Origin of the sequence: Bacteriovorax sp. Seq25_V (genome assembly GCF_000447795.1) — a bacterium.
GTDB lineage: Bacteria > Bdellovibrionota > Bacteriovoracia > Bacteriovoracales > Bacteriovoracaceae > Halobacteriovorax_A.
Window position 1 is genome coordinate 489178 of sequence record NZ_AUNI01000009.1, and the last position, 21470, is coordinate 510647.

At 35.0% G+C, this 21470-nt stretch carries 19 protein-coding genes; 13 read left to right on the forward strand and 6 right to left on the reverse strand.

What is annotated here, in order from left to right; all coding sequences use genetic code 11:
* Positions 1-11 precede the first annotated feature (11 nt).
* Positions 12-2063, forward strand: coding sequence for a hypothetical protein (locus M900_RS03765; RefSeq protein WP_021273120.1), 2052 nt, complete (start codon positions 12-14; stop codon positions 2061-2063).
* On the opposite strand, the gene M900_RS03770 is transcribed toward M900_RS03765, so the two are convergent.
* Complete coding sequence (locus M900_RS03770; protein ID WP_021273372.1) at positions 2064-3974, reverse strand: TonB-dependent siderophore receptor; 1911 nt, start codon at positions 3972-3974, stop codon at positions 2064-2066.
* 134 nt (positions 3975-4108) lie between these two features.
* Complete coding sequence (locus tag M900_RS03775) at positions 4109-4294, reverse strand: hypothetical protein (RefSeq protein ID WP_021273576.1); 186 nt, start codon at positions 4292-4294, stop codon at positions 4109-4111.
* 169 nt (positions 4295-4463) lie between these two features.
* Between M900_RS03775 and M900_RS03780 the strand changes: the two genes are divergently transcribed.
* The 4 genes from M900_RS03780 to M900_RS03795 are packed head-to-tail and all read left to right on the forward strand — an operon-like array spanning position 4464 to position 7620.
* Complete coding sequence (locus M900_RS03780; RefSeq protein WP_021273288.1) at positions 4464-4985, forward strand: M48 family metallopeptidase; 522 nt, start codon at positions 4464-4466, stop codon at positions 4983-4985.
* A 24-nt stretch (positions 4986-5009) separates the two neighbouring features.
* The gene (locus M900_RS03785) at positions 5010-5675 is read left to right on the forward strand and encodes a hypothetical protein (RefSeq protein ID WP_021273233.1); all 666 of its coding nucleotides are present in this window, start codon (positions 5010-5012) and stop codon (positions 5673-5675) included.
* Between the two features lie 8 nt (positions 5676-5683).
* Positions 5684-6568: a M14 family metallocarboxypeptidase gene (locus tag M900_RS03790; protein ID WP_021273535.1), complete on the forward strand. Its 885-nt coding sequence runs from the start codon at positions 5684-5686 to the stop codon at positions 6566-6568.
* Positions 6562-7620, forward strand: coding sequence for a hypothetical protein (locus tag M900_RS03795; RefSeq protein ID WP_021273461.1), 1059 nt, complete (start codon positions 6562-6564; stop codon positions 7618-7620). The genes M900_RS03790 and M900_RS03795 overlap by 7 nt, the downstream gene beginning before the upstream one ends.
* 17 nt (positions 7621-7637) lie before the next feature.
* Here the strand turns inward: M900_RS03795 and M900_RS03800 are convergent, their stop codons facing one another.
* Positions 7638-8126, reverse strand: coding sequence for a GrpB family protein (locus M900_RS03800; RefSeq protein ID WP_021273383.1), 489 nt, complete (start codon positions 8124-8126; stop codon positions 7638-7640).
* Between the two features lie 375 nt (positions 8127-8501).
* Between M900_RS03800 and M900_RS03805 the strand changes: the two genes are divergently transcribed.
* Both M900_RS03805 and M900_RS03810 read left to right on the forward strand, forming a co-directional pair.
* Positions 8502-10859: an adenylate/guanylate cyclase domain-containing protein gene (locus M900_RS03805; protein WP_021273174.1), complete on the forward strand. Its 2358-nt coding sequence runs from the start codon at positions 8502-8504 to the stop codon at positions 10857-10859.
* 64 nt (positions 10860-10923) lie between these two features.
* A complete protein-coding gene (locus M900_RS03810) occupies positions 10924-12090 on the forward strand; it encodes a FecR domain-containing protein (RefSeq protein ID WP_084703433.1) in 1167 nt (388 codons plus the stop codon).
* Here M900_RS03810 and M900_RS03815 read toward each other — a convergent pair.
* A complete protein-coding gene (locus M900_RS03815; RefSeq protein WP_021273267.1) occupies positions 12087-14000 on the reverse strand; it encodes a LysM peptidoglycan-binding domain-containing protein in 1914 nt (637 codons plus the stop codon). The two genes, M900_RS03810 and M900_RS03815, sit on opposite strands and share 4 nt — an antisense overlap.
* Before the next feature lie 116 nt (positions 14001-14116).
* Here M900_RS03815 and ylqF point away from each other — a divergent pair, with 116 nt between their 5' ends.
* Both ylqF and M900_RS03825 read left to right on the forward strand, forming a co-directional pair.
* Complete coding sequence (gene ylqF, locus M900_RS03820) at positions 14117-15061, forward strand: ribosome biogenesis GTPase YlqF (protein ID WP_021273162.1); 945 nt, start codon at positions 14117-14119, stop codon at positions 15059-15061.
* Between the two features lie 9 nt (positions 15062-15070).
* Positions 15071-15616: a glutathione peroxidase gene (locus M900_RS03825; protein WP_021273570.1), complete on the forward strand. Its 546-nt coding sequence runs from the start codon at positions 15071-15073 to the stop codon at positions 15614-15616.
* 37 nt (positions 15617-15653) lie between these two features.
* On the opposite strand, the gene M900_RS03830 is transcribed toward M900_RS03825, so the two are convergent.
* Positions 15654-17570 carry a phospholipase D-like domain-containing protein gene (locus M900_RS03830; RefSeq protein WP_021273373.1) on the reverse strand — a complete coding sequence of 639 codons (1917 nt, stop codon included), beginning with the start codon at positions 17568-17570 and terminating at the stop codon, positions 15654-15656.
* A gap of 110 nt (positions 17571-17680) precedes the next feature.
* On the opposite strand from M900_RS03830, the gene arfB reads away from it, so the two are divergent.
* From arfB to M900_RS03845, 4 genes are all read left to right on the forward strand, one after another.
* Positions 17681-18073, forward strand: coding sequence for an alternative ribosome rescue aminoacyl-tRNA hydrolase ArfB (arfB, locus tag M900_RS03835; protein WP_021273422.1), 393 nt, complete (start codon positions 17681-17683; stop codon positions 18071-18073).
* 36 nt (positions 18074-18109) lie between these two features.
* Positions 18110-20023 (forward strand): FecR domain-containing protein, encoded by a 1914-nt coding sequence (locus M900_RS03840; protein ID WP_021273503.1) that lies wholly within the window; start codon positions 18110-18112, stop codon positions 20021-20023.
* 25 nt (positions 20024-20048) lie between these two features.
* Positions 20049-20195, forward strand: a complete 147-nt coding sequence (locus M900_RS17655; protein WP_021273443.1) for a hypothetical protein — start codon at positions 20049-20051, stop codon at positions 20193-20195.
* Between the two features lie 104 nt (positions 20196-20299).
* Positions 20300-21091 (forward strand): ABC transporter substrate-binding protein, encoded by a 792-nt coding sequence (locus M900_RS03845; protein WP_021273376.1) that lies wholly within the window; start codon positions 20300-20302, stop codon positions 21089-21091.
* On the opposite strand, the gene M900_RS16930 is transcribed toward M900_RS03845, so the two are convergent.
* A complete protein-coding gene (locus M900_RS16930; protein ID WP_052600759.1) occupies positions 21033-21461 on the reverse strand; it encodes a TlpA disulfide reductase family protein in 429 nt (142 codons plus the stop codon). The two genes, M900_RS03845 and M900_RS16930, sit on opposite strands and share 59 nt — an antisense overlap.
* Positions 21462-21470 lie beyond the last annotated feature (9 nt).

Here is a 21470-nt window from a genome sequence, read left to right on the forward strand (position 1 = left end):
GAATAGAGTTTATGAAGTCTATTATTATTTTCACACTCTCTGTTCAACTATGCTTTGCTAATGATTTTACGCCTGAGATTTCAATGATCAGGCAAATTAATAAAAGTCTTTATGCTATCCCTAAGATAGGAGATCGTCTCAATTGTGGAGAACAAATTGAAACTAGTGGTGAGTGTTCAAAGGTTTTGTCAGACTATATTGAGAATGTAGAGAGCCAAGGATTGTTCAAACTATTTATTGAGGACAGTCCTCGTGAAATGTGCTCAGGTGTCGTTTTAAATGATGATTTTTTTACTGAACCTAGTAAGCTAGATAACTATTTTCAAAAGTATACTTCAAACTTAGTTCCAAGTTTCTTTCAAACTAACTCCGGTTGTTTATCCAATGATAAAATTGGATTGACGGGAATTCGTGATCAACGAGACTTAATCTCGTATTACTATTATGCGAATATGAGAATTTTAAATGATTCCATATTATCGTTGAATTCATTGGCCGCATTAGATAAAAGTCTTGGCCGACCAATTCTTTCGGACGTCGATTGCAAAGAGTTGGGAGAAGTTGGAGAGTATTGTAACTTCTTAAAAAAATGTCCAAATACTGGAAAAGATGACTTAGACTCATTGGTTGTTGAATCTTCTCTTGCTTTAGATGTTGTTGCGAGTTTAAAAGACAAGACCTCTGAAGAAGAGATCGAACAAATAGAAATTGGACTTGAGAGATTATATCCATGGCTCAATGGAAAAGAATTTAAAAAATCTCTCATGGAAAAGGATGATAAGTACACTGTTCAAAGTATAAAAACAGGTCTTAAAAATCAGTTTGAAGTAAGTCGTAAAAAAACACTTGAAAGACTAAGAAAGCATAAGAAGCTAAGTGGATGTGTAAATGCAAACACCTTAGATTGTGATAATTTCCAACAAGATCTTAATGAATTAGTAGAGCATACTCCGATCTCTGATTTTGAGTCAGTGCCAGGTTTAATTGCGAGATCATACGAGAATCGACAGAGTTGTATCAATAATCAAACTGTTTATAGAGATAGTGCAAACGCTTCAATAAACGACCTCTTAATTGGTTCAGGCTTAACAATTGCAACAATGGGGCTCGGGTCAATTGCTGTTGGAAGTGGCCATCTTTTTAAGTCTGCGTTACTAAGCTCTAGGGTAACCTCAACTTCTGTGCGAGCAGCTCCTTATGTAAAAAGTGGTGCTAAAGTTCTTGGTGCATCAATCGCTGGATCAATGGCAATTAAAGGGATTAATGATGCGATCTCCAATTGTGACAAGTATCTCAACCATCTAGAATATATTACAAATATTTCACCCCCAAATGAATCATTTTGTCCTATGAAGTCATCAGATCCGCACATGCAAGTGATGGCCGATTATAAAAGTTGTATAATCGAAAGTGCTCTAGTTTCAATTGATTTTATTCCTGGAGTAAGCTTGAAGGTTCCAGAGTTTATGAAAAAGATTCGTCTATCAAGAAGTGAAGAAACGTATAATCAGATATTGAGTGATGATGTGCTGATGCAGATAGATCCTGACAATATGAAACTACGTTCATTGAGAGAAGAATATGAACTAGAAGAAGTAGGGGATTCTATGATGAACCTCGGTACGAGAAAAAACGGGAAGGGAGAATTAGTTCGAAGTCGCACTTTTTATATAAAAACAGATAAGCGTCGCGAACCTTATCGTGCATTTATAAAGGATGGAAAACTTTACGCTTCAAATGGAAAACTTTTCAATAGTTCTACTACAATGTTAGATAAAGAATTCACGCTAAGAACAACTTTCGTCATCGATAAGAATGGTCGTTTATTTCTTCATCCTAAGCCTGATGTTGGTCGAATACATCACTCAACAATTGTGGGAGGAGAAGATGTTTTGTCCGCTGGTGAATTGATTGTAAAAGATGGCGTAGTTTTAGAAATATTCAATCGAAGTGGTCACTATAAACCAGAGGATGTTCACTTCTATCAAGGAATTTATCTGATGATGAAAGAGGGGCTAGACTTCTCAAAACTTAAAAAATATCCAGACCCTAATGTCAGATAATTAGAATTTAACAGTAGCTTTTAATATGAAATTTCTGCCCATTTTATGTGGTATCGTATTTATTTTTGAAGTCGAGATGTCAGGTTGGTATACACTATCTTTTTCAAAAAGATTATTTATCTGAAATAGAATATAGAAATTTGTGAAGAAACTGTTTTTCATTTCTTTGTTATAGTCAATATTTAATCTGAAATCATGATAAGCTTTACTTTCGGGGTTTAATTTATTCGTTGACTCGGACTTTATTTTTGAAAAGTATTGATCATATAGTCCAATCGATACCTCTTTGTTGAATTTATAATTACCACCGAATTTAATCATGTAGTTGGGAACTTTTTGTGTATCTTTGACATTGCTAAAATTTTTATTCTCTTGATAGGAACTATTGAAATAAAAATCAAATAGAGTATATTTCTTTTGGAATTCTAGTTCGATTCCATTGTAGCTTGATTTTCCAGAATTTTTAAAGTCGTCGTCATTTGTTAGGGTCGGATCAAAGAAAACTCTAATCGAATTCTTTTGCTTACTCGTATAGATTGTAACTGCTCCAATTGTGTCCATGTTTTGATAGTTAAGGCTAAGAGAACTTGTTTCAATTTTCTCAGACTTAAGGTTAGGATTCCCGTCGAGTCCTCCTGTTCCAATTCTTAGCGATATTGATCTTTCAAATCCACTAGGCGCTCTGTAGGCTTGACCATACAAAGCTTTAAGAGCAAAATTTTCATTCATTCGATATACAAGTCCGACACGTGGTGAAAGGTCGTTCGGTTGCTGCTCGGTTTTATGATACTGAGCACCTGCTTGTAACTTTAGAGACCTTGAAAATTCGATATCAAATTGTGTGTAATAATTGTTCGCGACATCATGAAATTTTCTCGTTTCAGCATTGTCGCTTTTGTTACTCCCTGAAACATAGGATATTGAACCACCGAGAATAAAAAAGAATTTATCAGTAAGTTGATTTTTGTATACAAATTCACCAAGTATATCTTCTGCTTTTGAATGACGTTCTTGTTCGTGGTTTGTATCAATAGTGTTTAAAGTAGAGTTGAACTCTATCGAACTAGTTTCATTTAGATCTATTTTATGTCCAAGATTTACGAATTTTCTTCTGTGGTCAATTAAATACGACTTAAATGAGTTGTCTCCTCCTAGTGTAACATCTTTTGATTCTGTTAACATTACAGTTAGTTTAGTATTTTTGTAGTCTGTATCGAGGAGAAAACTTTTGTTTTGAGTATCTTGATCATATGTACCGTATGAAAGGGAGTCATCGTATATATCGTCTTTCCAGTCTGTTCTATTGTCGAATCTTGCTGATATATTAAGGTTCCCATCATTAAAGTTTTTAGCAGTTAAGACTTCAATTAAATTTTGACCAAATTGTCCTTTTGCAACTGAAAGAATATTTTCTGAGATATTCTTTTTAAGCTTTATATTAATTACCCCTTCAAATGCATTAGAACCATAAAGTACAGATGAAGGTCCACGGACAACTTCAACTCTCTCTATTACTTCAACTGGAAATCCATTGAATAGGTCGTTATTAAGGCCTGATGAGTATGATTCTCTAATTGGTCTGTTATTTATTAGTATTAAGATGTGTTTATCTATAGACGAAGAGTGTTGTCCTCTAATTGATGCTGAACCAGAGTCTCGAAAGTCACTCGAAGTAAGACTGTATATACCGGGAATGAATGAAAGAATATCTTTTAAAGATCTTGCACCAAAATTTTTAAAATCTTTTTGTGTTAGAATCGATAGAACCGCAGGTGCTTCGATTAGTGTTTCTTCCTTCAGTGAGACAATGTCAATTTTTAGAATTTCTTCTAGTGATTTATCAAATAAGTCATTGGTCTTAGCGAATGTAGCAGTCGCGAGTACGAATAGGGGAACTAGTCTTTTTACCATGTAAATAAATATCCTTTTTATAAAAGGATAAATTTAAATTGTAGTTAGGTCATCGAGGAATTATTTTCTATGTGGGTGAGTTGTTGATCTATTTGATTTGAATAGTCTTGTATTTAAGTTTAGTAATGGCCCAGTTATGAGCCACACCCTACACATTCAATTATACTTTCTGGCGGTCTAACACCATCAATTTTCATTTTAATATTATGAATTTTACCTCTGATATCCATATCATTCATCATATTCCCAGTTAGTTGTGATTCTAGGTTTTTGATTTCAGCAAGAAGCTCGTTCTTCAATTCTTCCGTTAATGCAGTCATTAAGTCTCCATGTTTTGTTGTGTGTTTTCACATTGTGCAGGATTTTTTGGACTGATGCAAAAGCTCAATTCTAACACTTTCTTACGATGTCTTTTCAGCAGTTTACCCCTCGCTTGTCTTAATAATTTGGCACGTTTAGAATATTTACAGTTTTAACGAGTGAGCATAAATGAATGATGTTGATAACGATCCTCTAAGATATTTCCAGGGCTACCCAGAAGAGCTCAAAGAAAAGGTAGCTTTTCTGGTAAGTGATGAGGAGAACTTCAAAAAGTTTTTCTTGAATAAATATCCAACAGGTCATTCGATAAATACTGATAAGCAACTCTATGAATATGTGAATAGAATCAAGCAAGAGTATTTAAAGAATACGCCCACTATCAGTCGTGTTATCTATGAGAAGCAAAAAGATCTTTTAAAAAATACACTTGGAACGCATACTTTTGTGAGTAGAAATCACGGAGGGAAGTTAAAGAGTAAACACGAGATCAGAATTGCGAGCTGCTTAAAAGAGGCTCCAGAGCCACTCCTAAATATGCTAGTTGTTCACGAACTCGCGCATTTTAAAGAAAAGGATCATAATAGGGCTTTTTATAATTTATGTGAACACATGTTGCCTGACTATCATCAGCTAGAGTTTGATTTACGGCTATTTTTAATTTTTGTCGATCAGAAAATTACTATTTATTAAGTTGAAGTGCATGTATAATGGGCTATGCGCTTAAGCTCTATTATCCCTATATTCTTTCTCGTTGTATTACTTCAATCTCTACCTTCATGTAAAAGTGATGTGGTAATAGATATAGAAGAGTCTTCTTCTTATACTGTTAACTTCGATGGAACACAGGCCTATGGGGTACTTGATACTCTCTGGCGACCAGTTGGAGCAAATTGGGAGATTGAAATTGTTCTTATTTGGGACTCTTCTAAAGCTGCAAATACTTATCCCATCGCAACAGGCTCTTCTGCTACCTCTATCTATATTGATTCTTCTGGGCTGCCTTTGTTTAAATATGAAAATCAATATATCACAGCAAATGTGACTAGACTCACTCATGGAGTTGAGGCGGTGATAAAGTTTTCAGTGTCAGCAACTGAGGTAAAGCATTATATGAATAATGTGCTTGAGGGCACAATTGCGACGACAAAGACTTTATTGAATGACTGGGAAGTTGTGGGGGCGCATTCAAGTTTAAGTTTAAACTACAAAGGAAAAATCAGGAAAATTGTATTAAGAGATCTAGATTCACCTTCAAATACAAGAACTATCGATCTAATATTTAGTGGAAAAGAATTGAATAATCTTAGTTCTAGTTTTGTTAGAGCGAAAACCGCTGTTAATTTTAATTTAAATACAAACTCAAAATTTATTACTTACTAGGAATAGTTATGTGGGGAACAACTGAAATAAATGAATGGCAAAATAAGCAAGAGAAGAAGAGATCTTATAGAGTTGATGTTATTTCTGGTCTTGAACATTTATCGGAAAAGTTTAAAAAGAAGGAGTATGGGATAGTTTCATACGAAGATGAACAATATCCTTTATACTTATTTTCTTCGAAGAATATTGATAAGTCTAAGTCTAGTATTCTTGTGACAGGAGGAGTTCATGGTTATGAAACAAGCGGTGTTCGTGGAGCTCTTGATTTTTTAGCTGAAATCTCTGACGAATACTTAAATGAGTTTAATTTTATTGTAGCCCCTTGTGTGAGTCCATGGGCATATGAAACAATTAACCGTTGGAACTATAATGCTATTGATCCTAATAGATCGTTTTATGAAAACTCACCGGCCGAAGAGTGTCGTCTTCTTATGGATGCAGTAAAGTCATTTGATCTTAAGTTTCTTGCACACTTTGATTTACACGAAACAACGGATACAGATAATACTGTCTTTCGACCAGCTCTCGAAGCGCGTGATGGCGTGAAGCAAGAAGTCTGGGATATTCCAGATGGATTCTATGTCGTGGGCGATAGTGAGAAGCCTTGTCATGAATTTCAAAATGCCGTGATTGATTCAGTTAGAAAGGTTACGCATATTGCTCCATCTGATAAGCAAGGAAAGATTATTGGTGAAGATACAACGGGGGAAGGAATCATTAATTATCCCGTTAAGAAACTTTTCTTGTGCACGGGATTCAGTGATGCTGAGTACACAACGACGACAGAAGTTTACCCAGATAGTCCAAAAACTAATCCCGAGGAATGTGCAAAGGCTCAAGTTGCAGCAATTTTCGGTGGCCTAGATTATCTTAGAGGAATTAAATCTTGTTAAAGCTTAAAATAATACTCGTTCTTTTATTTCTTAGTACTGCTTATGGACAAATGGCAAGTAGTTCATTCTTCTCTGAGATGAAATCTATAAATCCGGCTGTTATCAATGGAAGAGCTTACGGACAGTATAGTGCTTTCTATGGGAAGGATTCGATTAAAAAAAATCAAGTCGTTGATGAATTCTATGATGAAAAAAGTACAACTGATATTGAAGTTGATTCACTATCTTTCTTTCGAGGAGGGAAAGGTGGAGGACTCTTTACCTCTGAGGCAAGTTACATAAAGAATGATGGAACAAGACTTATCATGTTAACCTCTCCAACAACTGACGATACCAGTATTTCAAATGGTGTTAAGTTCTCTCATATGGAAATAGGTTTTGGTATTGGCCGATTTTTCGGATTCGGTGTGGCAAAGCAAAATTATGAATTTGAATCTAAGTTTGAGTTTACATTTTCTGGAAATGATTTTTCTGAAGATAAGAAAAAAGTAATTGATACAACAATATTGAAAGTAGGAGGGGTTTTACCCTTTGGTAATATGCGCTTCTCGTCTTACTATGAAAGTGCATCGCTTGATATAGAAACAAAAGAATATCTTATTATGTCTGGTTATGAAGAGAAGACATCTAAAGATAGCACTGCAATCTTTGGAGTTGCCTTTGGTTATGTTTCAAAGACTCTTCACTGGGAATTTGGATATGAGAAAGGCATGAGTGGAGCGCCTGGCTCTCGTCTTTCAGCAACTGCCGAACTTAATTTTTGGAAGTTGGCCCTCGGGTATACAGGACGCTCCTATAAAGATGGCTTTCAAGATAATGATAAACTTGTTTATAATCAGCTTGTTTATTTGGAAGCTCCAACCACTGCACGTCTCGAGCATATATTTAATTTCTCATATGGGGCTTCTGGAGGGTTTTCTGTCGGTGGGTCAGCAAGCTTTTCAAATACTGAGACTAAAGAAACAAACCCACTTACAAGTGAAAAATTAGGAAAGTTGCCAACTAAGACAAAAACCATGGCCTACAGCCTGAAGGTTGGTTATGTGTACTAGTTTTCAATACTCTGTTTTTATGAGTTAATTGTTTTTAAAACGGTTTGAATAAATAACTTCTTTGATTGCTCGTAGATTTCGATTGGTCCTTTATGTGCCAATTTCATTCTTTCATATTCTTTAGCAACCTCTGGTTCAGCATTGAGATATTCTTTGAAGTCAATCATATCCAAGGCCATTTCATTCGTTCCTTCCAGGATTGTTACTTTTGTTAAAATATTTGAACTACTTGCGCCATGGCGGTAGAAGTTGATTCTTTTCTCATCATTTGAATCTTGAATTGAAAATCCTGCCTTCTTAAATTCATTTTGAAAAATTGAAATCCCATCAAGTGTATGAACAATACATAGGATATCCATGCATGGAACTGCCTTGATAGATGGTATTGCTGTCGACCCAATATGATGACACTGGATAAGATTACTCTTTAAGAGCTTCATTAAACTTTGCATTTCTTTTTCGAAAATCTTTGTCCAAATTGGATCGTAATCAACAAATTCAATCATAACTTTACCTTTGAATATTAGATATTCGCCATTCTTATCACAAATGGTCGCTGCATAAAATAGAAAATATAAACTGATCCAGTTAAATGGGGACAGAATTCTTGATTACTCAATGATTACATAACAATAGATGCAGCTATTTATGGCCGTTCGAGTATTAAACTAATAAATAGTTAATATCCTAGGAGAATTTCCAAAATTATCCCCATTTAACTGGAGCAGTTTATAGAAGTTATAATTGTAGGCAAAATAAATACTGTTCATATGGGCTTGATTGGAAGTTGAAGATACTCTAGTTCACTGTTTTTACTAAGGATCCAATTTCAAATCGTCCAATCTTATTAAATAGGTCTAAGATGAAGTACGGGAAAAAACATGAAAAAGAAAATTTGGCCATTCCAAATTCCTTTCATTATTTTGCTGTCATTTTTGATGATAGTTTACAAGTATGGTGAAAATGGACGAATTGAAAATAATTTCATCAGAGAGCATATTTATCCAACGACACAATTAATATCGAGAAACTTTACAGATTTAAAATTCAAACTAACTCCGCAGAGAAAACCAATCAATAAGATAGTCATCGTGGGAATTGATAGTAACTCCCTCGAAGCAATCGGGCGGTGGCCCTGGTCGCGAGACTATATGGCGCTTTTACTTGAAAGTATTATGCGACATGATCCTAAGGTTGTTGGGCTAGATATTGTTTTCTCTGAAAGAGATCAGCGTGTTCCTGATGAATTGGCTAATTTTTTGAGAAAGAATAAACTTGGGTCAATCATCAATAATTTTGAAACAGATTATATCTTCCAAAATACCATCAAAAAATATAGTGAGAAGCTCGTTCTTGGATGGGTGACAGAGACAAATTGTCGTCCTGCATTTGATCCTGTCTGTCGACAATATATTCTTGACCCTAGTTACGTTGAAGCTCATCCAGTCGATTACCAAAGATTTTCTATTCCATTTAAAAAAGCAGGGTTTGATAACCAATTAACACCTTTAATGTCTATCATTGATCCGATTGCAAATATTGATCTTTTTAATTCAGTCGCTTCTCATGTTGGTGTCTTAAATATCACTCCCGATGCAGACGGTATTGTTCGAAGTGCTGATTTGGTTTTCTATATGGATAATCAGGCGTACCCAGTTTTACCACTTGAAATGGCACTAACTGGAACTAATGATAAGCTTGAAATTGAGTTGTCGGATAAACTTCTGATTGAGAAATTATTATTTCAAAATGAGAAACGTGAATTGAAATTAAATAATCTTGGGAAGCTTAATATTAACTTTCTCGGAGATAAATTTTCATTTCCTTATGTTTCTGCTCTGGATCTTATGGGGGAGGGAGATGAAGTTAAATTAATGGATGGGGGAGATACTATCTATTCTAAGAAAGAGCTATTAAAAGATGCCTATGTTCTTGTGGGGTTAACTGCTGTTGCGGCATTTGATACGAGAAGCTTTCCAACGGGTGAAAATATTCCCGGAGTTGAGGGGCATGCAACAATTCTTGATAACCTTTTAAGTGATACTTATTTTTATACTTATGATCTGAGTACCGAAATTATTATTAACCTTTTAATCATGATTGCTGGTGGGATTGTCTTTAACTATATCTGTGTGCATATGAGTGCAATGAGGAGTTTTGGATTCTATCTCCTGATTATGACTTCTATTGGTTATGCAGATCTTATTTTTTTATTCGAAAAAAATATTAAATGGGAAAATGCATTTGTATTTATTGAGTTTAATATAATCTACTTCCTTGCTGTTCTGATTAAGTACATCATTGAGGAACGTGATAAAAAGTTTTTTAAAGAGGCCTTTGGGAATTATATTTCTCCAGAATTAATCGGGCAGATGTATGAATCAGGATCAATGCCTCAGCTTGGTGGAGCAACAAGACATCTAACGGCGTTTTTTACTGATATTCAAAGTTTCTCTACCTTTTCTGAAGCTTTGACTCCTGATCGCCTTGTTGAGTTATTAAATGAATATCTAACAGTAATGACAGATATCCTGATTAATAATGGGGGAACGCTAGATAAGTATGAGGGGGATGCGATTATTGCGTTCTTTGGAGCGCCTTTAGAATTTGAGGATCATGCGTTTAGGTCTTGCAAAGTTGCAGTGGAAATGCAGGAATCACTTGTAAAGCTTAGACACAAATGGAAGTTGATGGGAGATGTTTATCCTGAATATGTAAGAGAAATGAAAATGCGAATTGGAATCAATACGGGTCTAATTCTTTCTGGAAATATGGGGTCGCGTAAGAGAATGAATTACACTATGATGGGGGATGATGTTAATTTAGCCGCACGTCTCGAGTCTTCAGCTAAACAATATGGTGTTTACATTCATGTTAGCGAGAGCACGTATAACGAAGCAAATGAGAACTTTCTTTTTCGCGAGCTAGATACAATTAGAGTCGTTGGTAGAAAAAGTGCAACTAAGACATACGAATTACTTTGTCGTAAAGAGGATGCTCCAGAGGCGATGCAGAAGCTTGTTCATTTATTTGAAGGGGCACTTATACTGTACCGTGACAAGAATTGGAGAGAGGCCCTTTCTAAGTTTGCAGAATGCTTAATTCTTGAAGATCAGAGATTCCCCGATGTTAAAATTCCATTAAATCCATCACTTGTATATATTGAACGTTGTGAACATTTTATCCTAGAACCACCAGACGAAAATTGGGATGGGGTATTTGAACTTATCGATAAATAGAAATGTTAATAAATGCTTGCACAATCCTTTGAATTTTCCGTACTTCTAAGCTCTATAATTAGTTATGGGCAATATATTTCGAATACTCATTTTCATGATTGTATTTGCAGAGTTATCAGTAGCGGCAGAGGAGAGTAATATCGGTACTGTCGTTGAGTTAAATGGGAAAGTGATATTAACTCGTGACAACAAAAATGAAATTCTAACTGTTCAAAAAACAGTGAATGAAAGTGATAGTATCAGAACTTCAAAAAAGGGATATGCTCAGATCCTCATGAAAGATGATACACTCGTGAAGTTGTCTCAAAACACAAGTCTTAACCTCGTTGAGTTTAAGTCCGAAAATCAAAAAAATCGTCAAGTAACCTATGATCTTGAATTAGGGAAAATAAGAGTCCTTGTAAATCAAAAGTTAGGTAAAGGACACATCAAACTAAAAACACGTGCACTCACGCTTGGTGTGCGAGGAACTGAGTTTCTAGTTAACTCCTATCTTGGCAAAGGGAAGTATGAGACCGATGTTGCTGTACTCGAGGGAGTTGTTGAAATTTTCATACTGAATAAGAATGGTGTACCAGTTCCTGGAATGAATATTCAACTCAATCCAGGAGAATATTTAAATTCCACTAAGGCAAATGAAGTAGGAGTGAGCTTAGCCGTTCAACAAATTCCTTATGACGTTTTCACAGCATTAAAATCAAAAGCGGACACTTTTCTTGAGAATAAGAAAATGAAAGTCATTGAAACTCCAAATTTTGATAAAGCTCCAAAAACTCCAACTAGTAAGGATGAGGATACTAGTAGTGATGGTTCTACAATAAAGGAGCCGACATCGGGCAGCACAGATCTCGAAGAGACGGTCGAATCAAACTACGAAGTAGTTGAAGATGGACTTAATAATCTCAATGATGAATTCATTGAACAGACAATTATCTCAGCTGAAGATGAGCTCGAAGATATCCTTAATAAGGCCGAAGAATCAGTTGATATCTCAATTGATAGAACGGATAGTGATGTTCCAACTTCTTCTGGTGGAGGGACAGATCAGGCAACAGATCAGGCAACAAGACAAGCGGAAAGAGAAGCAGCGAAAGCTGCAAGATCTGCTGATCGTGAAGTCGCACGTGCCGAAAGAGATGCAGCTAAAGCCGAGAGAGCGGCACAACAATCAATTGACAAAGCCGAGAGAGAAGCAGAAAGAGAAGAGAGGAAAAACTCGCGAGGAAACTAGAAAAAGTAGCTTAGCCCAAATTCATAAGATTTCTTTTCAATAAGATCGTTGTTATTCGATCTCTTTCGTTTTTCGTGTTCATATGAACCCTTGATATTTATCTTCTTTGAAAATATAGATATCCTTTTACTTATTGAAACGGAGTATTTGAAAGACCTCTCCTTTTCTATTTCAGATTTTAAAGACTCATACTCTATTGTCGGAGTTATTGATGTTTTTAAAAGTGTCATTGAATTGAAAACCCCAAGAAGCAATCTGGTTTCATTATTCTCTGGCTTTTTATTAAAGTTTTCTTTTCCTAACTCGAGTTCAAAGCTTGGAGCTAGATATTGATTGATATCCCAGAGCTTGAATAGAAAGTTGAGGTCAACTGTTTTTGAATCATTTGTAGAGTCGATATCTTCCTTTGAAAGTGTAAATGGAATTGTCACCTTTAGTGTTCCATATTTTAAAGCCGTTTCTAATGTTGCTCCTGCTGTGTAGCCACTTGAAAAGCTTCTAAAGTTTTCTGATTCATTCGAAATGATATTCAAAAATAATTTAGAGTAAGAAAGGTAAAACTTAGGAAAGATTGAATAGAAGCTACCTTTGTAAAATTCCACCTTTGCTCTAAAGTATGCATTGTTAAGATTTGAATAACGCTTGAGGTCCTGCTTGCTATAGAGAGCTAAAAGTCGATAATTTGTTTTAATTTTGTAAAGAGGCTGGCCTATGAGGTTAAAGCTCGTCGTTACCTGGCTACTTTGGGCGTTATCGATATTTTCAGATTCTTTTAGTAACTCTTTTGGTAGAGCTGATACGTTGGTTCCAAGTGCCCTTGTGAGTGAGACGTGACCTGAATATCTCTTTCTATTGAGTGATTCTAAAATCTTCTGAGAACTTTTGGCATAAGGATTCTCTCCTGTTGGATCTTTTATACGTTGGAGATTTATCATCGCAAGTGTTGGTGCCCCAGATGAGATTTTATTGATAGCTATGTTGAACTCTGTTGTTTGCTTTAATTCCTCATCAGTTAATACTTCAGCATTTTTTTGTAGCTCATACAGTTCATAGAATGCGTCAAAGAACATGCCCATCTCTCCATAGAGACTACTTAGGCTCAAGCGACTTTTTGCAACTTTATACTTATTTTGAATGGCCAGTTTGTAATATTTTATAGCGCCATTAAAAGCACGTAATCTTTTTGAGAATGTTAATGTCGCAGCTTTATCTTTAAAGACAGCTTCATACTTATTTGCAGTAATTAAGATATACGATAAGTATTTTGGGCCTGTTTTTTCTGTTTTTACAAGTTGTGAATAAATATCTGCTGATTCAAGAGGAAGCTTGTTTTTTTCAAGAAGTAATGACCAATAAAATATCAATTTTGAATCAACCTCAGAAATTGCAAAAATATCTTTCATGATCAGGTAACCATCTTGAAAATGATTGGCCTGAAGAGCTAACTTTAGTTTTACATAGAGAAGTTCTAATTGTTGCTTTTTCTTATAGTCGAGCTTAGCGTTGAGATTTTCAAAATTCTCATCTGGTTCCTGCTGTAACAAAAATTTTCGCCAGAATTCTACAACTAATTTGGTTCCATCTTCGATGCTAATATTTGGTTTTTCTTTTAATTGAAGCACTGTTCCGACTTTGATTTCGTAGGGAGGTTTAATGCTATTCCACTTTGCAATCTTCTTCCACATTCCGGCATCTTTATAAAGTCGTAAAGCGATAATATGGAGAAAGTCACCATATTCAACTTTGTAAGTGTCCCCATGGGTCGTCGCTGTCTCTTTGGCAATTTTTTTGATTTCCTGAATTTCTTCTTGTTGAATACTATCTTGCCCTCTAAAAATTTCTTTTAGATTTCCATCCTCTGGTGCAGCGGCTCTGACCGAGTAATTCAGTAGGGTATAGACAATAATCATGAATTTCATTATATAAAAAGATAACATGATCAATAAAAAATAGGTACTTAAAAGCTCTTTGTTCAATCAACGAGCTTTATGTTATAAATGATTAGAAAATTATTCAAAGGTAGGAAATGGCAAAGCGATCAAATCATCGTTCAAAGGTGAAACCAAAGAGAAATGACGAAGATGATAATGAGTATCAATTAACTGATGATACTATTGCATTGAAGAAAATTCATTGGTTCCCAGGGCATATGAAGAAGGCCCTAGATAAGATTAAGACGACTCTTAAAATGGTGGATATTATCCTTGAAGTTCGCGATGCAAGATCACCTCTTGTAACTGGAAATAGAGACATTGATGAGATTGTTGGAAATAAGAATCGCCTGATTGTGATGAATAAAACAAACCTTGCAAATCCCCAAATCGTCAAACTTTGGGAACAGTGGTTTGAAAAGCAGGGGAAGCCTTTCATTTTCATCAATGGTCTTGATAAAAAATCACTCGCAAGAGTAGTCGAACTATCTAAAGCAATAGTCATGGAGAAACGTGATCAGTCTAATCCTGAGGCTAAAGCAAAGAAAAAGTTTAAGATGATGGTACTTGGTCTTCCAAATACGGGAAAGTCTACCATTATCAACAAGCTGGCAAATAGAGATGCGTCCAAAGTGGCGAATAAACCAGGTCAGACACAAAATCAACTTTGGGTTAACGTAAATGAAGATCTTGAAATCTTAGACAATCCTGGAGTTATGCCTCACAGAATTGTAAAAGAAGAACATGGTCTATGGCTTTCAGCTCTTCACGCGATACCTGATACAGTGGTTGATCTTGAAAGACCTGTTATTTACATTCTAGAATATCTTATAAAAGAAGATCCACAGATCCTCAAATCACATTATAATATAGAGTTTGATTCTAATTATTTCCTTGATGTCTTGAACCTAATAGCGAAAAGTAGAGGTTGTCTAAGGCAAAAAGGTGAGTTTGATTATGAAAGAGTGTATCGTCTAATACTTGCAGATTTTAGAGATGGAAATTTAGGTTTAATCAGTTTTGGTTTACCACCACAATAGGAGATTGAAATGAGTGAAGCAGTTTTAAAAATTGAATTTATGGATAAGAATGGTGAAGTGAAAACAATGAAAGACTTTAGTGCAAAAGCTTATTTAGTCGTTAATGTTGCATCAAAATGTGGCTTAACTCCACAATATGAAGGATTACAAAATCTTTATAAAAAGTATCATGACAAAGGTTTAGAAATCCTTGCTTTTCCTGCAAATGAATTTCTTGCTCAAGAGCCAGGAACGGATGAGGAGATACAACAATTCTGTTCGCTTGAGTATAATGTAACTTTTCCAGTTAATAAAAAAATCATCGTGAAGGGAGAAGGGCAACATCCTCTTTATAAATTTCTGACAGAAGAAGTGAAAGAATCGCAAAGATTAGAAGGTGGAACACTAGAGGCGAGACTTACTGATGCGGGTCTTATTACAGGGCGTGCTCAAGATATTAAGTGGAACTTTGAGAAGTTTTTAATCAGTGCAGATGGAAAAGTTATAAAGAGATTTTTTCCTGAATTTGCTCCTGAGCATAATGAGATTACAGAAGCTATTGAAGGTATGCTCTAAAAATATAAAGGCGCAATTTTTATTGCGCCTTATTTTCTTACCAAGCAACTAGACCTAGTTTTTCACCTTTGATCCATTTCTTCATATATTTTTTCTTCCACTTCTTAAACTTCTTTGCATCATATGACCCATTGGCCGCACTTCCAACAATATAGCGAACAGACCTCATGGTTTCTGAACTATCTTTGGAAATTTTTTCTTTTGCCCAGTCAGTAAAATCTTTATCTGTTAGTTCTTGAAATTGAGAACGATATTTTTTCTTATAGATTGAGATCAACTCACTCTCATGGTCTTTGATCCATTTTGCGATCTTTTCAGTCGACCACTCTTTAACAATCTCCTGGCCTTTATTTAGATTTCTAGTGATATTTAAATCATAGGCTGAATAATCCCAAGTATAGAGAACTTTTTCATCGAGGTTATTGAAAATCCTATCAAATGTGTTATTGAATTTGTCTGTAAGTTTTTTTGAACCTTCTATTGAAAGATTCGCTTCCATATTAATATTATTCATATTCTTTCCAGTCCAATTAGTAGAACCTGTAAAGATTTGGAACTTGCCAGTATTTTCATTTGTAATTGACATGATCTTCGCGTGGTTTTGTTCTCCGTGAGTTGCATACCATCTCAAGTTTAAGTGAAGATCTTTTAATTCGTTGACGAGGTAGTGTGCTACTTGTCTATTTGGAGTACCATCTTTAATACTATTGAAAGCATCTTTACTTGGATCAAGCAAAAGCTCAACAGGATTATTCTCGCGACCGTCTTGTCTTGCAACTTTTGCAATCGCATCAATTATCTGTGGGTCAGAAAGGTAGAACATTTGAATTCTAACATGATCTTGAGGCTTTGCCTGGTTAAGTAGTCGAAGCGCTTCTTTCTTTACTTCTATCTCTGAAACAAATTTTGCTTTAACTCCTTCCTCTAAATTTGAAACAAATTCTTTCTTATAAGGTAGAGGAGGGAGAATTTCTGTGAAGTAGCGAGCAAGGTTCTTTGGTGAGTATTTTGGAAGCTCATATTCATCTTTTGATGCATCTGATAGTTGAGCATACTTAGGCATTCCAATTGTAAGAGGTATACTTGCTTGTCGAAGCATACTATGGGCAGCGTCTTCTCTTAGAATACCATAGACAAATTTAGCAAGCTCACCTTTTACGCTGAGGGAAGTATTAGTTGAATCATCACTTCCATTGTGTGGGTTAGCTGAAGAGACCAATGTTTCAAAGTCATTACCATTATTAGTATCTGTAACGAGAATTTTTCTATGATTAGCCTTTAAAAGTGAAGCAGTGAAGGCAACTTCAAGATCGATTTGGTGCCCATCTAATTTACCGGCCGGTAGGTTTATGGCCGCAGCTGTAGTATTTATAATTGATCCAAAAAGTCCTAGGCTTATATCATCAAGTATTCTGCCAACATGACCAATCGTTTCTTGAATCCCTATTTTAGAGGCGGCCTTTGTTGGTAGAAGATCCGAGTAGAAAACGTCGATTCCATTTTTTAAGAATCTTTCGACACTTGGTGATGTTCTTCTTGAGTAAGCTCGATGAAGTGGATCAAGGATAACAGTAATTTTAATATCTGGATTACTTTGTTTCTTGTCTATTAATGTCTTTGTCAGCTCTTCAACAACGTCAAAGTCCGGCTTAGTTTTTGAATACATATTATCAAAGAGAAATACACTCGCGATGATTTGTTTTTGCGCGTTTTTAATCATATCAAGTGCTTTATAAGCAATTTCTCTATTTCGTATACGCTTATGATTTTCGAGATCCATTCCGTTATAAGTCATATAGAATGAAACATCGTCTTCTGAAACAGTAAACCAGTCTGAATTAACAGCGAGTCGATTTTCTCGATTAATCTTCATGACTTCGTCAATTGATTGAAAACTATGTACATTGGAAGCAAGTCCAAGAAGGGTAGCCGTAAGCATGATCTTATTTTTCATAATTTCTCCAATTTTTTGAGAATATAGCAAATAGTTGTTTTTTGTGGTGCGCTGCTGTAAAATTTATATATTTAGAGATGATGTAAGTTACATATTTTCAGAGGTTTATATTGATAAAAATACCTTATAACGAGTTCACATTCTCATTTTCGCGCTCTTCTGGAGCCGGGGGCCAGAATGTTAATAAGGTAAATACAAAAGCAACCTTGTCCTGGAATATGCAAAATAGCGATTCATGTAGTGAGGCAGTTAAAAAACGTTTCACAGATAAGTATAAGAGATTCATTGCTGGCGGTCTGGTGGTAATTAGCTCCCAAAAATATCGAAGCCAAAGTCGAAATGTTGATGATTGTATCGAGAAACTTCATGACTATATTAATGAGGTTCGACTTCCTCCTAAAGCAAGAAGAGAAACTAAGCCGACAAAGACTTCTGTGAAAAAACGTCTTGATAGTAAAAGTATCCGTTCAAAGATAAAAAAACTAAGGAATGAGAAGTTCTAACTTTTAATTAGGTTTTTCAGCATATATCATATTTAAATGAAAATTATCTATGTGCTTATTGTTCTCATATTCAATCTTGAACTATTCGCCCAAGAAGTTCAAGGCCAGATCGTTCTGCTTCGCGGGCAGGTGACGGTCTCTGGCTCTCATGCTTCTAAAAATCAAAAAATAAATGAAGGTGCTATTGTTGAAACAGGGATACGTAGTTTTACTAAAATAAAATTTAGTAATGGCAGTAGTGTTGTCGTTGGTGCAAATTCAAAAATAGTGCTTTCTCAATTAAGTGAAGAAAAACCAAGAGTTTTAAATTTATTGAAAGGAAAAATTCGAGCCGATGTAGAAAAGGCTCAATCTCCAAATGACTACACAATGTTTATAAAAACAAAGACAGCATCTATTGGGGTAAGGGGAACAAGGTTTTTATTAACACACAATAGTGAAAATCTTGTCTCATCGGTCTTAACTTTTGAAGGTGAAGTTCATGAGTTTAAATATTCAGATAAAGAAATACTAGAGTCAGTTCGTATTGGTGACAACGAAAATATTAATATGACTGACACACTATCTGAAGACTTCAAAAATAATGATATTCAAGTTATTAGACGAGGTCAGTACGCTGGAAGTTTTCCAGGCCGAGCTACGGCCACGAAGCCAGTTAGAATCTCATTGAAACAATTTCTTTTACTCGAACAGAATGATAAATTAAATTTTGATAAGCAGGCAAGTAAGCGCGTAGTTATAACAGAAGAGTTAATAGCCGAGGTTGAAAAAGATCTTGTACCATCAGAAGGATCAACACAAGGACGCGACGGTGGGGCATTAGATATTGATACTGGTATATATATATCACCACCAGAAAATGCAGTATTTGATAGAGAAACGAGATTGTATGAAATGCCTAGTTACTTTGGAAGTATTGATGAAGTCACTGGGGAATACCTACCTCCTGAAGGTTTGAGTCTGCATCCGACAGATGGTTTTATTGTCTCAAACCTAAAGAAAGGAGCATCTCTTCTGCTAGAGTTACAGAGTAAATTGAACTCAACACTAGACAAGGGGATATCTAAATTTAAAGATATAACACACACCGACTTTGAAGGTTTTGCTAAATATTTCTACGATACAAATGTGCATGAAACTTACTATGGAGAAAGACGTGGTATAACAAACACGAACTCGATGACTTGGGATCTATTTGGAAGTCTCGCACATCAAACTATTGCAACTGAAAAAATATCAATTCGACCGAAAGTATTTGGCCGTTTAATATATCATAATCGAAGGAAGAGGGCCGATGTTAAGAGAGAAGACCTCTCACACATCGGAGGAGGACTTGAAATTGATTACTTCATTGAAATGTTTAAAAATAAAGCGGCTCTATCTTTAGAAACGAATATTCGAACTTTTTATAAGGATCGAAGAAATAGAAATCAGTTTGATTTTTATAATGAAGATATAGTTATAATTCCTTCAGTCACGCTCAGACCTACGAGAAAAAATATCATTAAGTTTGCTTTTGAAAATACTTGGTTTCAAGGATTTGATAATACAGCAAAAGGAAGATTTCAAAACTATCAAGTCAATATCGTACAGCTAATGGGAAAACGGTATGATGCAATTTATGATTTTGCGTTTTCTAAAAGAGATGATCAAATCATTTCTAACGAAATTGAGTCTTGGACAAATCAAATTACATTGCTGAGAAAGAATTTTTTTGAACGATTTAATGTTGCGCTTGAGCTTGCTTATGAAAAATGGTCGTCGCACAAAGAACTTGAGTTTAAAAAGGCTGATTTGCATCATGCAAAAATTTCTTTGGATAGAAATTGGGGGAATTATAATAAGATTGTATTCTCCTATGAATTTAATAAGCAAAATACATTTGGTAGACTTAATCAAAGAGAGTTGAAGCAGAACCTATACGAAGTTGGTCTCGTTTCAAGTTTTTAGAGTTTTTATATTAAGGAAGTTTTTTATGGGTAAGGGAAAAAGATCAAAAAGTAGAAAGAGTAAAAATAGTGTTGCCGCGATTGGGAAAGAACAAGGTTCTACATTTAACCTCTATATTCTCTTGGCAATAGTGGTGTCTTCCGTTGTTGGTTGGCTTGTTTTTGTAAGCTAAGTAAAAACTGTTAGTTGTGCTAGCCTTGTTTAGTTTGTAATTTATTAGTGATGTTAAATATTTTATGATGTTTAACGTATAGTTTAGGTGTAAAAATATTAGTTATGTATAAAAGTATTCTTTTTCTTTTTTTCGCTATCTGTGTCGAAGCTTCTGATTTGAAGTTAGGAGTTGAAGACTCTTGGCCACCTTATGCTGATGCTAATGGAGAGGGGATAAGTAAAGAGCTTGTCCTGGCAGCATATAAAAGTGTTGGCCTCATACCTGATATTAAGGTTTATCCTTATTCAAGAGTTTTAAATCTAGTTGAAAATGGAGAGTTGATTGGAGGGTTTAATGTTACAAGGCAAGACTCGACAATGGCAAAGTTTCTCTTTGGGGAACAATATCTTTTTAAAGCACCGGCCTCAATTTATTATAATAAAGCGCAATCTTTCTCATCTTTGAAAGATATTCCAGATGGTTTTAATCTTGGTGTCATCAGAGGTTACGAGTATGGCGATGAGTTTGAAAAGGAGAAGGGAAGATTTAAGGTTGTCCATGTGAATACACAAGAGCAGCTTTTAAATATGCTAGCGCGCAAAAGACTCCAAGGCGTAATTCTTTTTGAGCTTGTAAAAGATTATACTGTTAACTTTTATAATATTAAGAGTGTTAAATTTTTTAAAGGATTTCATAATCAGACGTCATTTATATATGTTGCCTTTTCTAAGAAGAATCCAAAGGCAAGCTTCTATGCTAAGAAGCTCGATGAAGGATTGAAAAATATTCGCTCTAGCGGTGAATATGATAAAATTTTTGAGCGTCAAAAAATGATGATGTTTACTGAAATATTTCTTAAGGAAGACTTTTTGGTGGCCGCGTTCCCGTATAAAGAATCTTTCCGTTATCGATAATAACTGTTATTGGAAGAGTCGTAATATTCCATGATTTTGAAATCGATTTATCTTCATCCTTTATAATTGTATAAGGGTAACCATGACGTTTTACAAATTTTGCAATTTTCTTGTCAGTATCCCCAGAACTAATACCATAGAATTTATAAGACTTTGATTTTGGATCTAATTTTAAGCTTTCAAGAAGTGGGAGCTCTTCGATACAACTTGTACACCAACTTGCCCAGAAATTTAAAACGACTTTGCCTGATTTTGAATCTAGTAAAAGATTCTCTTTTTCTTGTTTGTAAATCGGAGCATTGATCGCGTTAAATTTTACTTCATTTGAGAATGTCGATAATGAGATAAGTATCAATATTATTTTTTTCATATCTTATTT

What these genes read in the sequence shown, in the direction of transcription:
- M900_RS03805 (WP_021273174.1), top strand. Translation starts at nt 8,502, where the DNA reads ATGAAAAAGAAAATTTGGCCATTCCAAATTCCTTTCATTATTTTGCTG.
- M900_RS03840 (WP_021273503.1), top strand. Translation starts at nt 18,110, where the DNA reads ATGAAAATTATCTATGTGCTTATTGTTCTCATATTCAATCTTGAACTA.
- M900_RS03825 (WP_021273570.1), top strand. Translation starts at nt 15,071, where the DNA reads ATGAGTGAAGCAGTTTTAAAAATTGAATTTATGGATAAGAATGGTGAA.
- M900_RS03830 (WP_021273373.1), bottom strand. Translation starts at nt 17,570, where the DNA reads ATGAAAAATAAGATCATGCTTACGGCTACCCTTCTTGGACTTGCTTCC.
- M900_RS03845 (WP_021273376.1), top strand. Translation starts at nt 20,300, where the DNA reads ATGTATAAAAGTATTCTTTTTCTTTTTTTCGCTATCTGTGTCGAAGCT.
- M900_RS03785 (WP_021273233.1), top strand. Translation starts at nt 5,010, where the DNA reads ATGCGCTTAAGCTCTATTATCCCTATATTCTTTCTCGTTGTATTACTT.
- M900_RS03780 (WP_021273288.1), top strand. Translation starts at nt 4,464, where the DNA reads ATGAATGATGTTGATAACGATCCTCTAAGATATTTCCAGGGCTACCCA.
- M900_RS03810 (WP_084703433.1), top strand. Translation starts at nt 10,924, where the DNA reads ATGGGCAATATATTTCGAATACTCATTTTCATGATTGTATTTGCAGAG.
- M900_RS17655 (WP_021273443.1), top strand. Translation starts at nt 20,049, where the DNA reads ATGGGTAAGGGAAAAAGATCAAAAAGTAGAAAGAGTAAAAATAGTGTT.
- M900_RS03800 (WP_021273383.1), bottom strand. Translation starts at nt 8,126, where the DNA reads ATGATTGAATTTGTTGATTACGATCCAATTTGGACAAAGATTTTCGAA.
- M900_RS16930 (WP_052600759.1), bottom strand. Translation starts at nt 21,461, where the DNA reads ATGAAAAAAATAATATTGATACTTATCTCATTATCGACATTCTCAAAT.
- M900_RS03775 (WP_021273576.1), bottom strand. Translation starts at nt 4,294, where the DNA reads ATGACTGCATTAACGGAAGAATTGAAGAACGAGCTTCTTGCTGAAATC.
- M900_RS03790 (WP_021273535.1), top strand. Translation starts at nt 5,684, where the DNA reads ATGTGGGGAACAACTGAAATAAATGAATGGCAAAATAAGCAAGAGAAG.
- ylqF (WP_021273162.1), top strand. Translation starts at nt 14,117, where the DNA reads ATGGCAAAGCGATCAAATCATCGTTCAAAGGTGAAACCAAAGAGAAAT.
- M900_RS03815 (WP_021273267.1), bottom strand. Translation starts at nt 14,000, where the DNA reads ATGATTATTGTCTATACCCTACTGAATTACTCGGTCAGAGCCGCTGCA.
- M900_RS03770 (WP_021273372.1), bottom strand. Translation starts at nt 3,974, where the DNA reads ATGGTAAAAAGACTAGTTCCCCTATTCGTACTCGCGACTGCTACATTC.
- M900_RS03765 (WP_021273120.1), top strand. Translation starts at nt 12, where the DNA reads ATGAAGTCTATTATTATTTTCACACTCTCTGTTCAACTATGCTTTGCT.